The organism is Numidum massiliense (assembly GCF_001375555.1).
Taxonomy (GTDB): domain Bacteria; phylum Bacillota; class Bacilli; order Thermoactinomycetales; family Novibacillaceae; genus Numidum; species Numidum massiliense.
This window is the reverse complement of sequence record NZ_CTDZ01000009.1, coordinates 1,837,570-1,858,112: the sequence shown is the minus strand read 5'-3', so window position 1 is coordinate 1,858,112 and position 20,543 is coordinate 1,837,570. Positions and strand designations below refer to the sequence as shown.

General features: G+C 52.2%; 17 protein-coding genes. 13 read left to right on the top strand and 4 right to left on the bottom strand.

Annotated features, from left to right (window positions below; translation table 11 throughout):
* Positions 1-137 precede the first annotated feature (137 nt).
* The 3 genes from BN1247_RS09085 to bshB2 all read left to right on the top strand — a co-directional run bounded on the left by BN1247_RS09085 (position 138) and on the right by bshB2 (position 2,849).
* Positions 138-1,433 (top strand): NarK family nitrate/nitrite MFS transporter, encoded by a 1,296-nt coding sequence (locus BN1247_RS09085; RefSeq protein WP_054950097.1) that lies wholly within the window; start codon positions 138-140, stop codon positions 1,431-1,433.
* A gap of 230 nt (positions 1,434-1,663) precedes the next feature.
* Complete coding sequence (locus BN1247_RS09080; RefSeq protein ID WP_054950096.1) at positions 1,664-2,008, top strand: YojF family protein; 345 nt, start codon at positions 1,664-1,666, stop codon at positions 2,006-2,008.
* Between the two features lie 169 nt (positions 2,009-2,177).
* On the top strand, positions 2,178-2,849 hold the full coding sequence (gene bshB2 / locus BN1247_RS09075) for a bacillithiol biosynthesis deacetylase BshB2 (RefSeq protein WP_054950095.1): 672 nt from the start codon (positions 2,178-2,180) through the stop codon (positions 2,847-2,849).
* Between the two features lie 107 nt (positions 2,850-2,956).
* Here bshB2 and BN1247_RS09070 read toward each other — a convergent pair whose 3' ends face one another.
* On the bottom strand, positions 2,957-3,715 hold the full coding sequence (locus BN1247_RS09070; RefSeq protein ID WP_054950094.1) for a sugar phosphate isomerase/epimerase family protein: 759 nt from the start codon (positions 3,713-3,715) through the stop codon (positions 2,957-2,959).
* Positions 3,716-3,995: 280 nt separating this feature from the next.
* Here BN1247_RS09070 and BN1247_RS09065 point away from each other — a divergent pair, with 280 nt between their 5' ends.
* The 10 genes from BN1247_RS09065 to BN1247_RS09020 all read left to right on the top strand — a co-directional run bounded on the left by BN1247_RS09065 (position 3,996) and on the right by BN1247_RS09020 (position 16,812).
* Positions 3,996-4,925 (top strand): ABC transporter ATP-binding protein, encoded by a 930-nt coding sequence (locus BN1247_RS09065; protein WP_054950093.1) that lies wholly within the window; start codon positions 3,996-3,998, stop codon positions 4,923-4,925.
* The gene (locus BN1247_RS09060) at positions 4,906-6,255 is read left to right on the top strand and encodes an ABC transporter permease (protein WP_054950092.1); all 1,350 of its coding nucleotides are present in this window, start codon (positions 4,906-4,908) and stop codon (positions 6,253-6,255) included. The genes BN1247_RS09065 and BN1247_RS09060 overlap by 20 nt, the downstream gene beginning before the upstream one ends.
* A gap of 444 nt (positions 6,256-6,699) precedes the next feature.
* Complete coding sequence (locus tag BN1247_RS09055) at positions 6,700-8,100, top strand: cytochrome ubiquinol oxidase subunit I (RefSeq protein ID WP_054950091.1); 1,401 nt, start codon at positions 6,700-6,702, stop codon at positions 8,098-8,100.
* Positions 8,087-9,103, top strand: a complete 1,017-nt coding sequence (gene cydB, locus BN1247_RS09050) for a cytochrome d ubiquinol oxidase subunit II (RefSeq protein WP_054950090.1) — start codon at positions 8,087-8,089, stop codon at positions 9,101-9,103. Before BN1247_RS09055 ends, cydB begins: the two co-directional genes overlap by 14 nt.
* A complete protein-coding gene (locus BN1247_RS09045) occupies positions 9,103-10,956 on the top strand; it encodes an ABC transporter ATP-binding protein/permease (RefSeq protein WP_054950089.1) in 1,854 nt (617 codons plus the stop codon). The genes cydB and BN1247_RS09045 overlap by 1 nt, the downstream gene beginning before the upstream one ends.
* Positions 10,953-12,836, top strand: coding sequence for a thiol reductant ABC exporter subunit CydC (gene cydC, locus BN1247_RS09040; protein ID WP_054950088.1), 1,884 nt, complete (start codon positions 10,953-10,955; stop codon positions 12,834-12,836). The genes BN1247_RS09045 and cydC overlap by 4 nt, the downstream gene beginning before the upstream one ends.
* Positions 12,837-13,025: 189 nt before the next feature.
* Positions 13,026-13,694 (top strand): GTP pyrophosphokinase, encoded by a 669-nt coding sequence (locus BN1247_RS09035; protein WP_082415868.1) that lies wholly within the window; start codon positions 13,026-13,028, stop codon positions 13,692-13,694.
* Between the two features lie 475 nt (positions 13,695-14,169).
* On the top strand, positions 14,170-15,093 hold the full coding sequence (locus BN1247_RS09030) for a D-alanyl-D-alanine carboxypeptidase family protein (protein WP_054950087.1): 924 nt from the start codon (positions 14,170-14,172) through the stop codon (positions 15,091-15,093).
* Between the two features lie 188 nt (positions 15,094-15,281).
* Entirely contained in the window at positions 15,282-16,064 is a 783-nt protein-coding gene (locus BN1247_RS09025; protein WP_054950086.1) for a TetR/AcrR family transcriptional regulator, read from the top strand.
* Between the two features lie 145 nt (positions 16,065-16,209).
* Positions 16,210-16,812 (top strand): class I SAM-dependent methyltransferase, encoded by a 603-nt coding sequence (locus BN1247_RS09020; RefSeq protein WP_054950085.1) that lies wholly within the window; start codon positions 16,210-16,212, stop codon positions 16,810-16,812.
* 724 nt (positions 16,813-17,536) lie between these two features.
* On the opposite strand, the gene modB is transcribed toward BN1247_RS09020, so the two are convergent.
* The 3 genes from modB to BN1247_RS09005 all read right to left on the bottom strand — a co-directional run bounded on the left by modB (position 17,537) and on the right by BN1247_RS09005 (position 20,520).
* Entirely contained in the window at positions 17,537-18,178 is a 642-nt protein-coding gene (modB, locus tag BN1247_RS09015; RefSeq protein WP_231633221.1) for a molybdate ABC transporter permease subunit, read from the bottom strand.
* A 53-nt stretch (positions 18,179-18,231) separates the two neighbouring features.
* Entirely contained in the window at positions 18,232-19,110 is an 879-nt protein-coding gene (gene modA, locus BN1247_RS09010) for a molybdate ABC transporter substrate-binding protein (RefSeq protein ID WP_054950083.1), read from the bottom strand.
* 225 nt (positions 19,111-19,335) lie between these two features.
* Positions 19,336-20,520: an ABC transporter substrate-binding protein gene (locus BN1247_RS09005; protein ID WP_054950082.1), complete on the bottom strand. Its 1,185-nt coding sequence runs from the start codon at positions 20,518-20,520 to the stop codon at positions 19,336-19,338.
* Between the last annotated feature and the right edge of the window lie 23 nt (positions 20,521-20,543).

The window sequence follows — 20,543 nt, the reverse complement described above, 5'->3', positions numbered from 1 at the left end:
AGAACACTTGTGATAACCATCACAATATATCGTTTGCCGATGTGACTTTGTGGATCTTGTGGGCCCTAAATAGCTGTGCTCGGGCGACGAGACGGTCCGCGCTTTCGTGCAAACGATACAATATGGAGGTTTTAGCGATGAAACGCGTAGGCGCGAATTGGAATCCGGAAGATGAGCAATTTTGGGAGCGGGAAGGGAGAAAGATCGCCAATCGCAACTTGTGGATTTCTGTATTTGCCTTAACACTCGCCTTTATCGTCTGGCAAATTTGGTCCATTGCGGCTGCACGCTTGAATGACATCGGGTTTAATTTAACACCGAGTCAACTGTTTACGCTGGCGGCGTTGCCTGGTTTAGTCGGCGCTACTTTGCGTATCTTTTACACTTTTTTCGTCGGCATATTTGGCGGTAGGAACTGGACGGTCATTTCGACCGCGATGTTGCTCATTCCGGCGATCGGCATCGGAGTGGCGGTGCAAAATCCAGATACATCGTTTACGACGTTGGCTATTTTGGCGGCGATGTGCGGGTTCGGCGGCGGGAACTTCTCCTCGTCGATGGCGAACATTAGCTTTTTCTTCCCGAAAAAGCACAAAGGATTTGCGCTCGGCATTAATGCCGGCATCGGCAACTTAGGGGTCAGTGTCGTCCAGTTTGTCACGCCGCTTGTCATTACCGCAGGCATGTTCGGTGCGCTTGGCGGGAGCGGGCAACTACTGGAAAACGGCGACCATATTTGGTTGCAAAATGCGGCCTACTTCTGGGTCATCCCGATCGTCGTCGTGGTCGTTGCGGCCATGTTTTGTATGGACAACATTCCGAGTGCGAAACAGTCCTTCAAAGAGCAGGCCGTTATTTTCAAACGGAAACATACGTGGATTATGACGTGGCTCTATACGATGTGTTTCGGTTCTTTTATCGGGTTTGCGGCGGTGTTTCCGCTCCTGATCAACAGTGAGTTTCCCGAGTTGAATGTGATGCACTTGTCGTTTCTAGGGCCGTTAGTCGGGGCCGCGTTTCGCCCGGTCGGCGGGTGGATTGCGGACAAGCTCGGTGGGGCGCGCGTGACGTTTTGGGACTTTGCAGTGATGATTTTAGCGACGTTTGGAGTCGTCTATTTCCTCGAGCAGCACAACTTTGCCGGGTTTTTGACGATGTTCCTCATTTTGTTTACGACGACTGGTATTGCTAACGGTTCGACGTTCCGTATGATCCCGATCATTTTCCCGGAAAAAGAGGCTGCGCCCGTGTTAGGTTTTACGGCTGCGATTGCGGCTTACGGCGCTTTTTTTATCCCGAAACTGTTCGGGTGGTCGATCGAGCAAAGCGGGTCGGCAGTATCAGCTCTGTATATTTTAATTGCCTTGTACGTCATTAGCCTTGGGATTAACTGGTACTACTATGCCCGCAGCAACGCGGAAATTAAGTGTTAGCGAATGTCCCGGCATTATAAGCGTGCTTGTAGTATTAAAATGATTCACATCATTAGCATTATAAGCGCGCATGGTAAGTTCTAGCGTCTCGATCCAGGTGGATTGAGACGCTCATTTGCTGTTATAGACGGAGCGGATGGACTGGATCTTTCCCTAAAAATGTTGCTGTTAGCAAAAATGTTAATGGTATAATGAGCATGAGACGATATAACGGAGTTAGGGAGGTTGACATGGGACCGATTGAGCGAGAAAATGTGCAAAAGGTGTTAAACGATTTCGCGAACGTCGAGCTGTTTTTGCATCTAGAGACGACGAACGGCGCCTATACCGGTTATCGCCAAAAGGAGTTGTCCGTCGGTGCGTTTATCCGCAATGCAAAAATCCGTTACTCCCGCGGAAAAATCACTGGTGCGGGGCCGTTTCGCGTCGGTTTGAAACTAGACGACGGCTGGGTGTACGCGGAAGGGCTCACCGATTGGGAAGTTGACGGGCAAGGCCGATTGCTGCTCGCCGGGCACAATGCGGAAGGAAAGCTCGCTGCCGCCTTACAACTAAGTAAGACGCCATTTCGGTAACGAACGTACAGCGAGTCGGATATAGACGAGTCGGATATAGCAATGAAACGCTGCGATGCCGGCGTTTTGAAAATGCAACACTGGTACTGGCATTGTTGCGTACGAGAAACGTTGCAGACGTATACATTAAGGCGTCATATACATTTTGTTTTAAAAAAGGGGGGATCCGATGGAACGCCATGTGCTCGTTGCGTTTCCGCATCCGGACGACGAAGCGTTCGGCGTTGCGGGAACGATTATAAACTATACGGAAAAAGGCGTACCGGTCACTTATGCTTGCGGCACGCTCGGGGAGATGGGGCGGAACATGGGGCAGCCGTTTTTCGCCACGCGGGAGACGCTTCCGGAAATTCGCAAACAGGAGCTACAAGCCGCTTGCGCGGTTATGGGCATTCAAGACTTGCGCTTGCTCGGTTTGCGCGATAAGACGATTGAATTTGAGGACGAAGATTTCGTCGCCGATAAAATGACAGCGATTATCGACGAGATTAACCCGTCGCTCATCATTACGTTTTATCCGGGATTTGCGGTACACCCCGACCACGACGCATTCGGGGCGGCCGTCATTCGCGCAGCGCAACGTCTGCCGAAAGAGCAACGGCCAAAAATTTACTGCAAAGCGTTCTCGCACGGCTGTGAGGACGTGCTCGGCAAGCCCGACGTCGTCAACGACATCAGCCACGTGCTGCAGCGGAAGCTTGACGTACTGCGCGCGCACCGCTCGCAAACGGAGTGGATGATGCGGCAGTGGCAACCGAAACTTGAGGCGAACGATCCGGAATTGCTCGCCTGGCTCACACAAGAGACGTATTGGACGTACCGGGTGCTACCTCAAAAATAGACGTTTCAATCCGCCCGCCGTCCCGCCGCTATAGGCGGCAGATCGCCCGCCTATGAAGTATATGTGTAACTACATGGGACGGGCGTTCCCCGCCAAACTTCGTGTTGTCAAATGTAGCTAGCCAATTGCTGCAAATGGCGTAAGCTCGCTTCGATGCTGTGCAGTGGGTTCCCCGGACAGACGTCCTGTTCGACGATGTACCATTCGACGCCGTTTTGTTCGCACCAGTTGAGGATGGGAGCAAAATCGATGCAGCCGCTCCCGACGGCCGCGAACGTTTCGCGTGCGTCGGCGGTCATATCTTTCAAGTGCACGAGCGGCATGCGCCACGCATACGGTTCTATAAACGTAAGCGGGTCGCGACCGCTTTTTTTTACCCAATAAACATCGATTTCTGCCAGTACAGCGTTGTCTGCAGTGGACGCAAGTAAGTATTCGAGGGCCGATGTCCCCGCGACCGTCGTCTTAAACTCAAAGTCGTGGTTGTGGTAGCTGATGCGGAATCCTTGTGGCGCTACTTTTTCGGCAATGTCGTTCAACGTCTGGCGCACTTTCTTGTAACCTGCTTCGTGCCGTATACTTTCTATTAAATATGGGCAAATGATATCCCGCGTCTGAAATAAGCGCGCTTCGGCAAGTACGTCCTCCAACTCTTTTTCGAGTCGCGCGATGTCGACGTGCATGCCCGCGACCTCCAAGTTGCATGCTTGTAGCCAGTCGGCAATTTGTTCGGCTGGATAACCGTGTAAGCCAGCAAGTTCCACCCCGGCCCAACCCATCTGTCCAAGTTGTTTGAGTACACCTCGAAAATCTTCCTCCAACTGATCGCGTAACGTGTACAACTGAACCGCAAATTTTTCCCGCATCGTACTGTGCACTCCTTTCGAACCGTTAGTAAACTAGTAAATGCTTACTTTCTTCAGCGCGTGTCCTCATTGCGCCACCTTCATGGGCACGCGTCCTATACGTATTTTACGACAAGATCGCTGTAGCGTATGACCTCATTACATATATATTTTTTTGAAACAAAATCGGAATTTGCTCGTATAAGTAATAGGGTCTAATATTAGTCGCTCGAAGAAGGTCTAACATCTATCGAACGTTAATAAAGGGTATGCCATAGACGATAGAACGGGGGAATACAACGTGAAACCAGTTATACAAATACACGGGCTCGGCAAGTCGTTTAAAGAGCGGCGCGTCTTGGGCGACATCTCTTTAGAGGTGTACCCGGGGGAGATCCTCGGCATTTTAGGGCCGAACGGGGCCGGAAAATCGACGACGATTCGTTGCTTGATGGGCATTATTTTGCCGGATGAAGGGCGCGTACAATTTTCGCTTGAGGGGCGGGAAACGACAGACGTGCCGCGGGAAGCGATTGGTTTTTTGCCGGAAGAACGCGGGTTATACCGCAGTGTAAAAGTGATGGACATTATTCTTTACTTTGCCAAATTGAAAGATTACCCGCTAGACAAGGCGCGGCAACGGGCATTACAGTACTTAGAAAAATTTGATTTAAAAGGAAAAGAGAAGGCGAAAATTGAAGAGCTGTCCAAAGGGATGGCGCAAAAAGTGCAATTTATCGCTTCGATTGTTCACGATCCGGACATCATCGTGCTCGATGAGCCGTTTTCTGGCTTGGATCCTGTGAGCCAAGACGTCTTCAAGACGGAGATTAAACAGCTGGCGGCGGACGGGAAGGCGATTTTGCTGTCCGCGCACCAGATGAACCTCGTCGAAGAATTGTGTGACCGCATCTACATGATCAACCGCGGGCAAAAAATATTGTACGGTCACCTCGACAAGATTAAGGAAACGTACGCCAACTTTAAGTGCGACATTGTCGGTGACAACGGCGACGTCGATCTGGCGGGGGTGCCGGGCGTGGAACGAGTCGTCCGGGGCGCGCGTCAATTGACGCTGCACTTGACGCACGACGCCAATCCGCTCCACGTACTTAAAGCCTTACCAGAACAGCTCCGCATCGATGAGCTGAAAATCGACCGCATCTCGCTGCACGACATTTTTGTCAGTGTCGCTAAAGGAGGTACATCGGATGAAAACGTGGCGGGATAGTTGGAAAGTCGCTTCATGGGAAATGACGCGCCACATGAAAAACAAGTCCTTTATTATTTCGGTGCTGTTAACGCCGATTCTGTTTGTCGCCTTTGGCATGCTGCCCCAGCTGTTTAAGGATGAGGAAAAAACGTATACGCTACACGTCGTCGACCGATTGAACGTGTATCAGGCAGTTGAACAGGCGGCCGAACTGCACGACGACTCCGTGCACGTGAAAAAATATAGCGGCGATGTGGCAAAACTTCAAGCCGCCATCGCCGAAGATGCGGCGGAAGGGATCGTCGTATTAGACGCACGTGGCTTAAAGGATAATAGGGTTGACCTCTATACGGGGGCCGATCTAAGCTACGCACAGCGTATGGCCGTGGAGCACATCGTGGACAGCGCCTTACAAAAGCACGGGTTGATGGCGCAAGGGTTGAGTGAAAAAGATGCCGAGCGCGCACTCGCGCCTGTGATACTCGACGAACTGCCACTTGCCACCGCTGCAGAAGCACCGGACGATGCCGCATCGGTAGCAGGGGGCGAAGGAATCGCGGCTGATAATGGCACAAGTTCGGATGCGTCTAAAGAGGACGCTAAGTCGGCCACAGTGGGGAACGCGGGTGAGCATGGGATTCACGAGCCTGACGAGGCCGACGGATTCGGCGACATGATCCCCTCCGCTGTGGCGATGGTGTTTTTGTTCGGGATCGTCATGCAAGGGATGGGACCGTTCAACAGTTCGATGCAAGAGAAAAAAGATAAAATTGCGGAGATGATTTTGTCGTCCGTGTCAGCGACGAGTCTCATGCAAGGGAAGATTATCGGGCACTTCGTCATCGGTATTTCCCAAGTCGTCGTCTGGCTCATATTCGGTATTCCGTTCGTACAAATGGTGTTTGATATCAATATTTTACCCCATTTGTTCGTTCCTGAATTCGCTCTGGCACTGTTTTACGCATTAGCTGGTTATTTGTTGTTCGCGGGAATTTTCGCGAGTTTCGGCGCAACGATTGACGACTTGAGCACTGCAGGAAACTTTCATTCGTTCGTGTTTTTAGCTCCCTTTGTGCAATTTATGTTAATCGCTCCTGTGTTCAGCAATCCAGACGGTGTTGTCGCCCGCGTCGCGTCGTATATTCCACTGACGACGCCCGGGGTGATGGTGGCGCGCATCGCGGCTAGTCCGGAACTGCCAGTGCTCGATGTCGTGTTGACAATGCTCGTTCTCGGCGTTAGCATTTGGTTCGCGATGAAAGCTGCGGGTAAGATCTTCCGCACTGGCATTTTGCTGTACGGGAAAAACGCGACACCGAAAGAAATATGGCGCTGGATTCGTCAATAGCACTGTAAGAAAGTACTCACACACAGAATAGTATATAGACGCAATCGCATACGGTGTGGAGAAGAAGTTGCCTGAGAACAGATCCTCCGCATTGCCACATTCTTAAGGAAAGGGCTGACTTAAGCCGCGTACAAACTGGTGCGCGGCGCGGGGTTAGCCCTTGCTCGACACAGTTTAGCCATACGATAGTCGCAAAAATGCCACTGCTTAGCCCCACTTTTGTGACATAATTCACATGCGCTCTGTTTCAAAACATCATAAAATAAAAAGTAAGATCACTCGTGTATTCGAGTGAAACCGTGCAAGCTCCCGTGTAATGGTGATGGGAGTTGCATATATGTGCATATATGAACAAAGTTATTTATCGTTATGCAGAAGTATGTTTATTGCCTTTCTAGTCGATATTTTTTACGCTGGATCACTATTAGGATGGAGGAGAGAGTATTGGACGCATTACTTCTTGCGCGGATCCAGTTCGCAGCAACGACCATTTTTCACTACATTTTTGTCCCGATGTCGATTGGCTTAGCATTTTTAGTGGCCATAATGGAGACGCTGTACGTAGTCAAAGGAAACGAAACGTATAAGCGGATGACGAAGTTTTGGGGCAAGCTGTTGCTCATTAACTTCGCCGTCGGCGTGGTCACAGGTATTTTACAAGAGTTTCAATTCGGTATGAACTGGTCGAATTATTCCCGTTTCGTCGGCGACGTCTTCGGACCGTCGCTCGCCATTGAAGCGTTGGCCGCGTTCTTTTTAGAGTCGACGTTTATCGGTTTGTGGGTGTTCGGGTGGGATCGTTTATCGAAGAAGGTACACCTCGCCTGTATTTGGCTGCTGTCGATCGGTACGGTCCTGTCGACGTTTTGGATTTTGTCCGCGAACTCGTTTATGCAGTCGCCGGTAGGCTACGCACTGCAAAACGGCCGTGCGGAAATGAACGATTTCTTCAGCATTGTCACGAACTCACACTTGTGGGTACAGTTCCCGCACGTGTTGTTCTCGGCCCTCGCGACCGGCGCGTTCTTTATCGCTGGGGTCAGTGCGTGGAAGTTGTTAAAAGGGCACGCCAAAGACATGTTTAAAAAGTCTTTCTTTATCGCGATTTCGGTAGGGCTCATCTCGAGCTTGCTCGTCATTGTAGCCGGGCACCAACAAGCGCAATTTCTCGTGGAAAGCCAGCCGATGAAGATGGCTGCCGCCGAGGCACTGTGGGAGCACAGTGAAGATCCGGCGCCGTTTACTGTCTTCGCCAATATTGACACGGAAAACAAACAAAACTCGGCGGAAATAAAAATTCCGTACATGCTCAGTTTCTTATCGTTCAACAAGTTCAGTGGTTCGATCGAAGGGATGAATGAGCTACAGGCGTCTTTCGAGAGTGAGCTCGGTGCGGGCGATTACATCCCAGCAGTAAAGACGACGTTCTGGAGCTTTAGAATTATGACCGTACTCGGGGGCATTATGGCCTTACTGGCAATCTTCGGTTTCATTTACGCGCGCAAAGGGAAGCTGGAGCTGAAGCGACGCTACTTACAGTTTATGGTTTGGGCCATCGCCCTACCGTTCATTGCGAACACAACTGGCTGGCTGATGGCAGAGATGGGTCGGCAACCGTGGGTCGTGTACGGGGTGATGCGGGTCGAAGACGCGGTGTCGCCCTCCGTGACAGCTGGTAGCTTGCTGTTTTCGCTCATCGCCTTTACGACACTGTACGGGATTCTCGCTGCAACTAGTGCCTATTTGTTCACCCGCGTCATTCGCCGCGAAGGTGTCGGACAGCAGTCTGACGATATGCATACGACCGACCCGTTCGACAAGGAGGGGTACAATGCTCTCGCTTAATGCGTTGTGGTTTGTCTTAATTACGGTGTTGTTTGTCGGTTTTTTCTTCCTGGAAGGTTTTGATTTCGGCGTCGGGATCGCGTCGCGCATCCTCGGAAAAAACGATTTGGAACGGCGCATGGTGATCAATACGATTGGACCGTTCTGGGATGCGAACGAAGTGTGGCTACTGACGGCTGGCGGGGCCATGTTTGCCGCCTTCCCCGAGTGGTATGCGACGTTGTTCAGTGGCTTCTACATCCCGTTCGTCATTTTGTTACTTGCGCTCATCGTTCGCGGTGTCTCCTTCGAGTTTCGGGGTAAGGTAGAAAACACCGCCTGGAAAAAGACGTGGGACGCTGCCCTGTTTTACGGTAGTTTGCTACCGCCGTTTTTGTTCGGGGTCGTGTTCGCCAACTTCATCCGCGGCGTGCCGATCGACGGTCAGAAAGAAATTGTCGGCAGTCTGTTTGAACTGTTGAGCGGTTATGCTCTGCTCGGCGGCGTCGCGGCCTTGCTCCTCTGTGTGTTACACGGGCTCGTGTTCATTACGTTGCGCACGACGGGTGAGATGCGGGAGCGGGCGCGGCAAGCCGCTTGGAAAGTCGGACCGGCTGTCGCGATTGTCCTCAGCGCGTTTGCGGTGATGACGTACTTCAGTACCGACATTTTTGCGAAGCACGGGGTCTTGTGGACTGCGCTCATTGCCCTTGGTGTCGTCGCTTTTGCCGCCGCCGGTCACTTCCTAAAAAGAGAACGCGACGGCTGGGCGTTTGCGATGACGGGGACAGTCATTATTTTGTCCGTGGCAAGTGTGTTTATCGGATTGTTCCCGAATGTCTTAATTAGCTCGCTCAGTCCGGAAAACAGCTTAACGATTTACAACGCCGCTTCTGGCGCTTATACGCTAAAGGTGATGACATACATTGCGCTGACGTTACTTCCATTCGTGTTAGGGTACCAAGTGTGGAGCTACTACGTGTTCCGCAAACGAATTAAGCACAAAGAACAAATGGAGTACTGATGGACAGAAAAAGAAAGTTGCCGTCATACGACGGTGTTAAGCGGCACTTTTTGGCGCTCAGCGTCATCACCTTGCTTCAGAGTGGTTGTATCATAGTGCAAGCAGCTTGGCTCGCGCGGATGGTAACGGCGCTCTTCTACGGCGAGTCGGTGGCGAATTTGTACGGAGACATGTTTATCTTTGTCAGTGCGTTCATGGGACGAAGCGTGCTCACGTTTGTGCGCCAAAAGCTCGCTTACCGCTTCGCCGACAAAACGGCAACCCGGACGCGCAAAAAGTTGCTGGCAAAACTGTTTGCGCTCGGTCCACGCTTTGCCCGTTCCGAAGGGACGGGCAAACTTGTCACTTTAGCGCTAGAAGGCGTTTCCCAGTTGCGTACGTATATCGAACTGTATTTACCGCGCCTGGTCGGCACGGCGATTTTACCAGTCGTTATCGTCGCCTACGTGTTTTGGCAAGATAAAATGTCGGCGGTGCTCTTAATCGTCACCGTACCGATCATTATTGTGTTTATGATCTTGCTAGGGTTGGCGGCGAAGAAACAGATGGATAAGCAGTGGCAATCGTACCGCATATTGTCCAACCACTTTGTCGACACCCTGCGCGGCTTGGAGACGCTAAAGTTTTTAGGGCAAAGTAAGCGGCACAAGACGGCGATCGCCCGCGTAAGCGACCAATACCGCTCGGCGACGGTGCGCACGTTGCGCGTCGCTTTTCTTTCTTCATTTGCGTTGGATTTCTTTACGAGTCTCGCCGTTGCGTTCGTCGCGGTCGGTCTCGGGTGGCGCCTCGTCGACGGGACGATCGGTTTGTCGACGGCGCTTACGGTGCTCATTTTGGCGCCCGAGTATTTCTTGCCGATTCGCGACGTCGGGGCGGATTTTCACGCCACATTGGACGGGCAGACAGCGGAAGAAAACATTGAGGCGATCTTGGCGCATCCTACCGGTGAGGCGACAGGTGAAGCGACACGGGTAAAGCCGTGGGGCGCAGACAGTCGCTTGTCACTGAGCGGTGTGACGGTGGCGCACCGCAAAGGAGACGATGATCGGGAGAACGAAGGGGTGCGTACGCAGCAGGAGCCGATCCGCGCGAAGCAAGAGAGGAACGGAAATGAGAGCGGGGACGAGGCTGCTACTTCTGAAGCGGAAGACGAACAAGGTACCGTTTTTTCGCTGCGCGACGTGTCACTCGACGTACAAGGGACGTTAAAAGTTGGCATCGTCGGGGCGAGTGGGGCGGGCAAGTCGACCTTGATCGACGTGTTAGGAGGGTTTTTACACCCTTCGCGCGGAAGGATCACCTGGGACGGAACCGTGCGCCATTCACTCAACGACGGCGCCTGGCACGCACAGACGACGTACATCCCGCAGCACCCGTACATTTTTAATGCGACGCTTGGCGATAACATCCGCTTTTACACCCCCGATGCGTCCGAGGAAGACGTCGATCGTGCGGTCCGGGCTGCTGGGTTGGAACGTTTCGTCAAGACGTTGCCGCTCGGTTATGACGAAGTGATCGGTAACGGCGGGCGCCCGTTAAGTGGCGGTCAAGAACAGCGTGTCGCACTCGCGCGCGCGTTTTTAAGCGAGCCGTGGATTGTCTTGTTGGACGAACCGACCGCCCATTTAGATGTGGAAACGGAATATGAGTTGAAACAGACGATGTTGCAACTGTTTGCAGGCAGATTGGTCTTTCTCGCTACCCACCGCCTCCACTGGATGCCGCACATGGATCACATTGTCGTACTCCAACGCGGGCGGGTGGCGGAAAGCGGAACACACGCAGAACTCGTGAAGAAGCAGGGCGTCTACTACAACTTGATTCGGTCGCAAGTGGAGGGGATTCGATGAACGGCGAAGGATGGCTGCGCCCGTATGTCCAAAAACATCGTTGGCGCTTATTGTTGGCAGTGGCGTTAGGGGTACTCGGCGTCGCTTCTTCGGCCGCGCTCATGTTCACATCCGGTTACTTAATATCGGAAGCGGCGCTGCGCCCGCGCAATATTATGCTGCTGTACGTCCCAATCGTCGCCGTGCGGGCCTTCAGCATCGGACAGGCAGCCCTTCGCTATGTGGAGCGACTCGTCGGCCACGACACCGTCTTGCGCATATTAGCCGCGATGCGGGAACGGCTGTACGTCGTTTTAGAGCCGCAAGCGCTGTTTATTCGTTCCCGCTACCGAACCGGGGACATGCTCGGTGTGCTGTCCGACGACATTGAGCATTTGCAAGACGTCTACTTGCGCACCGTTTTTCCGAGTCTCGTCTCTTTATGTATTTACGGTATATTCATTTTTTCCGTCGGGCTGTTTGACTGGTCGTTCGCTTTGCTCATGGCACTGTACGCCGCCGTCCTCGTGTTTGTGCTGCCACTCCTTTCACTAGCTGTGACGCGGCGCAAACACGTCCAGTTAAAGCGTGGCCGCAATCAGTTGTACCAGAAGCTGACGGACGCGGTACTCGGTATTAACGACTGGCTCGTCAGTGGTAGAAAAGATGAATTCGTGCGCGCTTACGAAGCGAGTGAACGCGAACTGGCACGCGTCGAACGGAAGGTACACGCGTGGGCGCACTGGCGGGGCTTGCTCGCCGAAGCTGTCCTTGCCGTCGCTGTGCTTTCGATGGTGGCGTGGAGCGGACAGCAAGCGGCGGCAGACGAATTGTCTGCGGTGCTCATTGCGGCGTTCGTCTTAGTGACATTGCCGTTGATGAACACGTTCGTCCCAATGTCGGAAGCGGTGGAAAAATTGCCGCGCTACAACGACTCTTTGCGACGCATCGCCGCGGTTGAGGAGAGGCAGGCTGAACAAAGTCAACAAGGAGAGACGGGTGGACAGGGTGCGAACGAAGGCACTTCGCAAGAGCATGTAATCGGTGGTGGCGAGGTGAAGGCGCTGCGGCAGGGCGAAGGGGACGCGAGTCGTGTACCCCCGTCGGGCGTCGTGTCACCGAACGGCATCGCGCCGTCCCCAGTGGCGTTTGCTCAGTCCGTGCATATCCGCTTGGACTGCGTGTCGTACCGCTACCCGGGGATCGTCAACTGGATCTTGCGCGACGTCTCCCTCGACATTCCGCACGGGAAAAAAGTCGCCCTCATCGGGCGTAGCGGGGCCGGTAAATCGACGGTGCTGAAACTCGTCCAAGGTGCCCTACAACCGGAACGGGGTTCTGTGACCGCAAACGGGATCGACGTGCACCGGTTGGGCGACGGTATCTCCCGCGTCGTCTCGGTGTTGAACCAGAGCCCGCACTTGTTTGACACGACGGTCGGGAACAACATCCGCCTCGGGCGACCAGATGCGTCGGACGAAGAGGTGCGCGAGGCGGCGCGCAAAGCGCAACTGCACGAACTCATCGAATCGCTTCCACACGGTTACGACACACTGACACACGAAATGGGACAGCGGTTTTCCGGCGGGGAACGGCAACGCATCGCTTTAGCGCGCATTTTGTTGCAAGATGCGCCGATCGTCGTATTGGATGAGCCCACGATCGGGCTCGACCCGCACACCGAAAATGCGCTACTGTCGACCGTGTTTCAAGTGACGAAAGACAAAACGTTGCTGTGGGTGACACACCATTTGACGGGCGTGGAGCAGATGGACGATATTGTGTTTCTCGAAGACGGGCAGGTGGCGATGACCGGCTCACACAGTGAGTTACTGGCGCAAAGTGCGCGTTACCGACAACTGTACGCCCTCGACGTACCGGCCGCACTTTTGAAAACCTGAAGCAAGCACAGCTCCGTAGCGCACAACCAGATGCATAAGAAAAAAGGTCGTTCGCTGAACCGCCGTATACCGAACGGTACGTAAAAATCTGAAATCAATTTGAACTAGATGTTGTAATGGGTGAAACAGGTGACTGCCGAATGGTATAATATAAGCGGCCCTCATTTATACGGTAGGGAGTGGATACGTATGACCGCCAAGCTAATCGGTGCAGAATTGCTCGATCGGATCGAGAAAAATTGGGGGACGTTTTTTCGGCAGTATGAGATGGCTTTGAAAGAGTTAGTGAGTGACTTCCAAATTATCGATTTGGAATGGCAATCAAAGCACGGCTATTCCCCGATTGAACATTTAAAAACGCGATTGAAAACACCGCAGTCGATCTTGAAAAAACTAGAGAAACGAAACTTACCTTTTTCGAAGGAATCTGTACAGGCGAACATAAAGGATATCGCCGGTCTACGGATCGTGACCGGTTTCCTCGACGACGTATACATGCTTAGCGAACATATCGATCAGCGCGAAGACATCCGCGTCGTAGAAGTGAAAGATTACATTCAAAACCCGAAACCGAGCGGCTATAAAAGCTTGCACCTCGTCGTAGAGACACAAGTCATTTTATCCAACGACGTGTTGTGGGTACCGGCAGAAATCCAGCTACGTACGCTGTCGATGGATTTTTGGGCATCCACGGAACATAAACTGAATTACAAGTACGAAGGCGGGGAAGTACCGGAAGCGTCAAAGAGACAATTGATGGAAATCGCAGAAGCTGCTTTTTCCCTCGATGAAAAAATGTCGGTATTAAGAAGCCAGCTATTAACGAATCAAACAGACGCATACCGGATTACGTCATAACGGTTGTACGGTGGCGCGGTGGTAATTGGACGATGGATGGCAACGTGCCGTGCCAATTAATGAGCGAGAATAATCCGATGCGCAGTTGCGGGCCTATAAGTGAACGGAAACACTGTAGTAGGATAATTAAAATGAGAAGTGACGATGAGCGATTCTAAGGCATCGACCGGAAATGATCCGGGGGTGCCTTATTTTTTTGGGATCGTTTTGCAATATGTTGGTGCGGTTTTTGTGTACGACTGTCCCGGGTATATTCGTGTGCCGTGCTGCCAATCATGAAAGATGTGCACAAAACAAAAGCAAAGGTACACCGCGGAGAGTCCGTCGCAGGCAGGGGTGGTTCCTTTAGCCTTTCATCTTAAGCTTGTTAGCTTGTGTTTTTTTTAGCGTAATCTTTAGCGTTTCTTTACTCCTGCTTAGCTGCCAATTGAGCTTTTGCACATATACTGTGTACGTGTGAGGGGGAACTATGAAAATGAAAACGTCCAAAGCGAAAGTGTCGAAGCGGTCCATTAGATGCATTCTCTTTTTAGCGGCTGTATTTGTCGTGTTAAACGGTTGGATCTTTTATACGAAGGGCCTATCCATTCACGCCAAAGCGGCCATCCTTATCGATGCGCAATCGGGAAAAATTTTGTTCAAGCACAATAGCGACGAACCGCTGCCGCCGGCAAGTATGTCGAAAATGATGACCGAATATATCGTGTTAGAAAAGATCGGTGACGGCGCGATCGGTTGGGACGATCCAGTGACGATTAGCAGAGCCGCGGCGTATAAGGAAGGGGCAAAAATAGACATCCATCCAGGGGACACGTTGACCGTGCGCGATTTGTACAGTGCCGTCGTCGTCGCCTCTGCCAACAATGCGGCCGTCGCTCTCGCAGAACACATTGCGGGTAGTGAAGAAGCATTTACTCAGTTAATGAACGCGAAGGCAAAAGCACTCGGACTGTCTCTTAAGACGACGTTCATTAATGCGACGGGACTTGATGAGAACGGTACGTCGTCGCTCATGACCGCGGAAGACGTCGCGCGCCTCGCCAAACGCTTACTCGACGATTACCCCGAGGTGTTAGATACAGCACATTTAGCTCAGTATGCATTAAACTTCGACGGCTCCGTGTTAGCCAGCACGAACCGCATGTTAGCCGCGGGCGACCCGAACGTCCGGTTCGATGGTGTCGACGGGTTAAAGACAGGGTTTATCGACAGCGCCGGATACTGTTTCGCTGGCACGGCGAAGCGAGGGGAACAGCGCTTAATTTCGGTCGTCATGGGGACGCCCGGTGATAGGGAACGTTTTGTGGAGACGAAGAAGCTACTCAGTTTGGGGTTTGGCGAGAAGCAGTTGCCGTCGTTTCCATCACTGCGAGAAATGGTAGCGGGGTTCTCGTGGTAGGTTTTTTGGGAACTGTATCGCACTCTATATCATAGTCACAACTACTCCACATTAAATAATTTCATTCATCTTGACGGCGGTTACACACTTCTTTATAATATTCACATACTTATAAGTACGGGAATATAATACTGGTACGTCCAGTCGTTTCATCGTACAAACACACACTTAGAAGGAGACGTCATTGCATGTCGTTGCACGAACAAATAAGACAGGCCGCTTACGACTTGGCCGAACAGCGCCCGTTTGACAAAATTACGTTTGCTGAGATTGCTCAAACTGTCGGCGTACACTGGACGGTCGTCAGGCGGCACTTTGGGAGTAAACAAGAAATGCGCAAGTTGTTAGCGGAGTGGCAGGCGGCAGGGGGGCAACCGCTGGCAGACACACGCACGCGCATTTTGGATGCGGCTGCCCGGGTGTTCGCGGCGCATGGGTACGACGGGGCGACGTTAGAACAAGTCGCTGCTGATGCCGGGCTGACGAAAGGCGCTGTTTACTGGCATTTTTCCGGGAAAAGTGACCTGTTTCTCGCGATTTGCGATCGCAACATGGCACAACAGTTGCAACAGCTGTCCAGCCAAGCGAAAGATATGTTTGCGACGGCGGAACCGCTACAGGCACTCGCTTCGTGGTTGCAAGCGCAATTGGCGTGTTGTGAGCGAAGGGAAGGTGATCCGATGCTTTTCTTCGAGTTCATCACCTCCAGCCGCGAGCCGGCGATCAAAGAAAAACTACGTGACACGTATGCAAAAATGTTTAACGGCACTGATTCGCTTATCGCGAAAATGCAGGAAGAAGGTTTACTAGCGGCAGATATCGATCCAAAGGCAGTAACGACCATGTTGTACGCGCTCGTCAACGGCTTTTTGCTCACGTGGTTGATCGATCCCGAACGCGTGCCAGCTAACTCGCTCGTTCCAGACGTTTCCCGCGTGTTGTGGAAAGGGTTACGTCCGGCAAGGGAATGAGGGGAAATAAACGCCTAGGAGCTCTGAACGCCGGGCGCAAGAATAAGATGAAATGTCATGGATTCGACCGATGTTGGCAACTTACGGCTCCAGGACAAGAGGAAATCTTACGGATTCGGAAAGGGTCAGAAAAGGAGATGTACGGATGAAGCGGGCGAAGCTAATCGGAAAGTTTGACAAACAGGCACGCATGTACGAAAAAAGGCGGAAAAGGCTAGAGCAAAAACAGTGGCGGCAAAAGCTATTGCAAACGGCAGAGGGGCAGGTGTTGGAACTGGGTGTCGGGGCAGGCGCCAATTTTCCTTTTTTCGATGCGCGGGTGGAAGTGACAGCGGTGGACTTCAGTCCGGAAATGTTGCAAAAGGCGCGAGAAGCAGCGGCAGAATACGGAATCACAGCCGAGTTTGTGCAAGCTGACATCGAAGACATCACGTTTGCTCCCGACTCGTTCGATACGGTTGTTTCGACGTTGTCGTTATGCAGCTACAACGCCCCGTTACGCTTTTTAAAAAAGTGCAGGCGATGGTGTAAAAAAGATGGCCGTATCTTGCTCATGGAACACGGAATTAGCTCCAACCGTATTGTTGCCTCTGTACAAAAAGTGTTGAATCCCCTTTCATATCGCGTCGTCGGGTGTCACCAGACGAGGGACGTGATGGACCTCATCCGGTCGTCCGGAATCGTCGTCGAGCGAGCGGAGCATTATCTGGCGGGAATGGTGCATTTGGTTTGGGCCAAACCGGATTAAGGGGACCCACGGTCATTCGTGGAACGGTACACTCGTCCTCGCATACGCACTCCTGTATTCCTGTATCCGGACGACGTTTCCCACATCGTGTTGCTCGCCCCGGCGGCCTACGGGGCAACGCATACCCGACGAGTCAAGCGGACGACATTCTCAATGCCGTCGTACGTACGCCTATCCTCGGCAAGTTTCTCTTACCGACGTTATTAGTCCCTTTAGGCGGACGGATGGTCAAGCCGACGCTTCAGGCGACGTTCTCCCCCGATCCGGTATCTCCAGCTTATTTTGAAGAGCTTTTTTTAAAGTTGCTGCAGACCTTTGGCCGCTGCCGCGTCAGTTTAAGGCGAACAGGGAAGATGTCGCGACATTTAGTCCGACTGTATTAACTCGTTAAGTGAGCGTTACCGCCTCATTCGTGTTCCCGTCACGAGCGTCGCCTTAGGATGCCGATTCTTTTAATCCGGAGCAGCAGTCTTTTAGGTTACACCGCGACATTCCTACATCTAAGCTCGTCGTGTTGCCCACACTGGTCACATGATCCCGCACGTGAATCCGGAAGCGGTCTTTGCTGCGATTGACAAAAAACTACTCGATTCCGCTTGTCCAGGAACAGAGTAGTATCTGTTGGAGTATTTGTTACAATATCTGTTTTGTCACAGTATTTGTCACAGAATCTGTAAGTTTAAACAAAGTAGTTCTGTCAGTCAGTCTGAAACAGGTGGTGTGCTCACTCCGTGTTATTTTGTAATCGGTAGACGACGAGCAACATGGCGAACGACAGGACGACCATGCTAAGTGCCCACGTGCCGGCGATGGCCATTTGCCCCGATTCGACGGCGACGTAAATCGCCGTCGGGATCGTTTGTGTTTTGCCCGGGATGTTGCCGGCAAACATTAACGTGGCACCGAATTCCCCCAATCCGCGGGTGAAGCCGAAGACGATCGCTGTACAAATGTGACGCCATGTGAGCGGAAGACTAATGTGCCAAAACACTTTCCACCCGTTTGCGCCGTCGGAGCGTGCGACGAGCTCTAAGTTTTTGTCGATCGAGGTGAAGCCCGTCTTAATCGTCTGATACACGAGCGGAAAGGAGACGACGGCTGCCGCGAGTACTGCTCCCCAGTAAGTAAACAGCAAGGAGACGTTCAACGTCTGATCGAGCCATTCGCCAATCCAACCGCGCTTACCGAATAGCATGAGCAGTCCGAGCCCGACGACGGTTGGCGGTAAAACGAGCGGCAACATAAGGATCGTTTCCAGGATAACTTTTCCCGGAAAGGTGTAGCGAGCCATCCACCAGCCGATCGCTGTACCGCACACGATGACGATTGCCGTTGCGAGTAGGGCGACGCGAATTGACAATAGCACCGGGTCCCAAAAAGAATGTATCAACAGACGACAACCTCTCTATTTACTAGTTACTAGTTACTAGCCGGGTCAAACCCGTATTTTTCAAACAGTGGGGCAGTCTTCTCCGATAACAAGTAGTTGTAAAACTGCTCCGCTTCCTTGATGTGAGCGGTTTTTTTGACGATGCCGATCGGATATTCAATCGGGTCGTGGCTAGCCGAATCGACCGTTTCGACGATGCTGACAGCATCGGTGGACAAGGCGTCGGAATGGTAGACGAGACCCGCGTCAACGTTGCCCGTTTCCACATAGGTCAGTACTTGCCGCACATCTTTGGCAAAGACGATTTTCGGCTGCAGTTTGTCCCACAGTTTAAAGTGCTCTAGTGCCTGCCGCGAGTAGTTGCCGGCGGGAACAGATTCCGGTTCCCCGACCGCGAGTTGTGTCACTTTGTCTGTCGTTAAATCTTTCATTCCTTTGAGCTCTTGGTCAGCCTCAGCTGGCTGAATGAGTACTAACGCGTTGTGCACGAGAGTCGCTGTTTGCGCTTTGTCAATCAGTTGTTGTTCGACGAGGGCATCCATCTGCGGTTTTCCGGCAGAAATAAACAAGTCAACCGGTGCATCTTGCTCAATTTGCCGCTGTAAGCTACCTGAAGCGCCGAGGTTGTACGTAATGCGCACGTTCGGGTGATCTTTTTCATACGTTTCGGCAACCTCTTTTAACACGTCACTTAAACTAATCGCCGCCGACACATTTAACTCGACCGTTTCACCTTTGACGTCCTTTTTTGCGTCTGTTCCGTCCTTAGCGTCCTGATCTCCTTTCGATGTATTTTCTGTTTTCGACTGCGGCGCGGGTTGCTCGGTACGCATACCCGAGTCATTCGTGCAGCCTACGAGCAACAACATCGCTACTAAGAGGGCAATAAACACGTTTCTTTTAAACATTTGAGGATTCCTCCATGTGGCTATTAGTATATACAGCTTGTCAAAAGTGAGACAACACCGTTGACGACGGTCATCTTCAATTTGTGCGGGAACATAAATACGTGGGTAAAAACTTATAGAGCATAAGATTTATGGAGCAGAAGACTTTGTGACGAACGAATGCGTGCGTTTCGGACATTGAGGGAGGCTGCCCCCTCAATGTCGCGTCGTCTTTTGTGGTACCGATTATTTTTCCCGTACGGCGTGTTTGAGTAATTCGCCGATGTCGTCGTCAGATAGCTCCACTTGATAGAAGGTGGAGAAGAACTCTTGCGCCGTCTCGGCCGGATCGATGTCGTATTGTTCCGGGTACAACAAGTTCGTCAACCATTGCACGCCGAGGATGCGGTTAATCGTCGGTGGGCGGTTGAACCAGTTGAACGGTAGGTTCGGAATTTCGAACACGAGCTTATTTTTCACGGCTTTAAGGTCTTTCCACTTGTCATCCTTTAAAATGAGGTCGTACGCTTCGTTTGTCTCAGAGTCAAAAGCCGGGCTGACGACGATGAGCTCTGGATCCCACTTCAGCACTTGTTCCATCGATACTTCGACTGCTTTGCCCCGCGGCTTGTCTCCGGTGCTGGCGACGTTGTCCCCGCCGGCCAGCTCGAGCACTTCGGTGTTAATCGTCCCTTTAGGCGCCGTTTCTAGGCCATCCATGCCGACCGCGTAGTAGACGGGGAGGCGGTCTTTCTCCGGAATGTCCTTCACGGTGTCAGTCACTTTGGCCATCGCCGTCTCACAGTATTCGGCCAACGTGTCGGCGCGCTCTTTGACGTCGAGGAGGTCGCCAGCGTAACGGTACGCGTCGTGTAAGTTCTCCAGGCTGCCGTCGATCAACAACACGGGGATGCCGAGTTTTTCTTGCATTTCGTCTGCGCCAGACTGGTAGCGCTCGTCCATGTCCCCCATATTAATGATGATGTCCGGTTCGGCCTTTAAAATCTCTTCTAAGTTCGTGTCCCCGCCTTTGCCTTTCCAACTGCCTAACGCGGGTAAATCGTGAATCCTCTCGTCAAAAAACTTTTTCTGGTCCGCGGTTAGCTCGCGGTTTAGTGCCGCCACTTTGTCCGGTGCTAACGAATAGAGGAACAGCGTGCTAATTTCACTCGTCCCAAACACTTTTTCAATTTTGGCCGGTACTTTAACGGTACGGCCGGACATGTCCTTTATTTCGCGAAAGTCAGCAGTGGCTTCACCGTCTTTGTTGCCGTCTTTCTCATTGTCAGTTTTTTCTTCATTCGTCTTGGCATCGTTCGTTTTTGTCGTCTCACTTCCGGACGAGGCTTGCTTGTCCGGTGCGGCTTGACAGCCGATGAGACCGACAATTAGCATGAGCGCGGTAAGGATAATGAGTGCTTTTTTCTTCACGTTACACCACTCCACTCTAACAT

Coding starts and splice junctions, on each gene's coding strand:
- cydC (WP_054950088.1), top strand. CDS start 10,953: ATGAACGGCGAAGGATGGCTGCGCCCGTATGTCCAAAAACATCGTTGG.
- BN1247_RS09035 (WP_082415868.1), top strand. CDS start 13,026: ATGACCGCCAAGCTAATCGGTGCAGAATTGCTCGATCGGATCGAGAAA.
- BN1247_RS09030 (WP_054950087.1), top strand. CDS start 14,170: ATGAAAACGTCCAAAGCGAAAGTGTCGAAGCGGTCCATTAGATGCATT.
- BN1247_RS09025 (WP_054950086.1), top strand. CDS start 15,282: ATGTCGTTGCACGAACAAATAAGACAGGCCGCTTACGACTTGGCCGAA.
- BN1247_RS09060 (WP_054950092.1), top strand. CDS start 4,906: ATGAAAACGTGGCGGGATAGTTGGAAAGTCGCTTCATGGGAAATGACG.
- BN1247_RS09045 (WP_054950089.1), top strand. CDS start 9,103: ATGGACAGAAAAAGAAAGTTGCCGTCATACGACGGTGTTAAGCGGCAC.
- modA (WP_054950083.1), bottom strand. CDS start 19,110: ATGTTTAAAAGAAACGTGTTTATTGCCCTCTTAGTAGCGATGTTGTTG.
- BN1247_RS09020 (WP_054950085.1), top strand. CDS start 16,210: ATGAAGCGGGCGAAGCTAATCGGAAAGTTTGACAAACAGGCACGCATG.
- BN1247_RS09070 (WP_054950094.1), bottom strand. CDS start 3,715: ATGCGGGAAAAATTTGCGGTTCAGTTGTACACGTTACGCGATCAGTTG.
- bshB2 (WP_054950095.1), top strand. CDS start 2,178: ATGGAACGCCATGTGCTCGTTGCGTTTCCGCATCCGGACGACGAAGCG.
- BN1247_RS09080 (WP_054950096.1), top strand. CDS start 1,664: ATGGGACCGATTGAGCGAGAAAATGTGCAAAAGGTGTTAAACGATTTC.
- cydB (WP_054950090.1), top strand. CDS start 8,087: ATGCTCTCGCTTAATGCGTTGTGGTTTGTCTTAATTACGGTGTTGTTT.
- BN1247_RS09085 (WP_054950097.1), top strand. CDS start 138: ATGAAACGCGTAGGCGCGAATTGGAATCCGGAAGATGAGCAATTTTGG.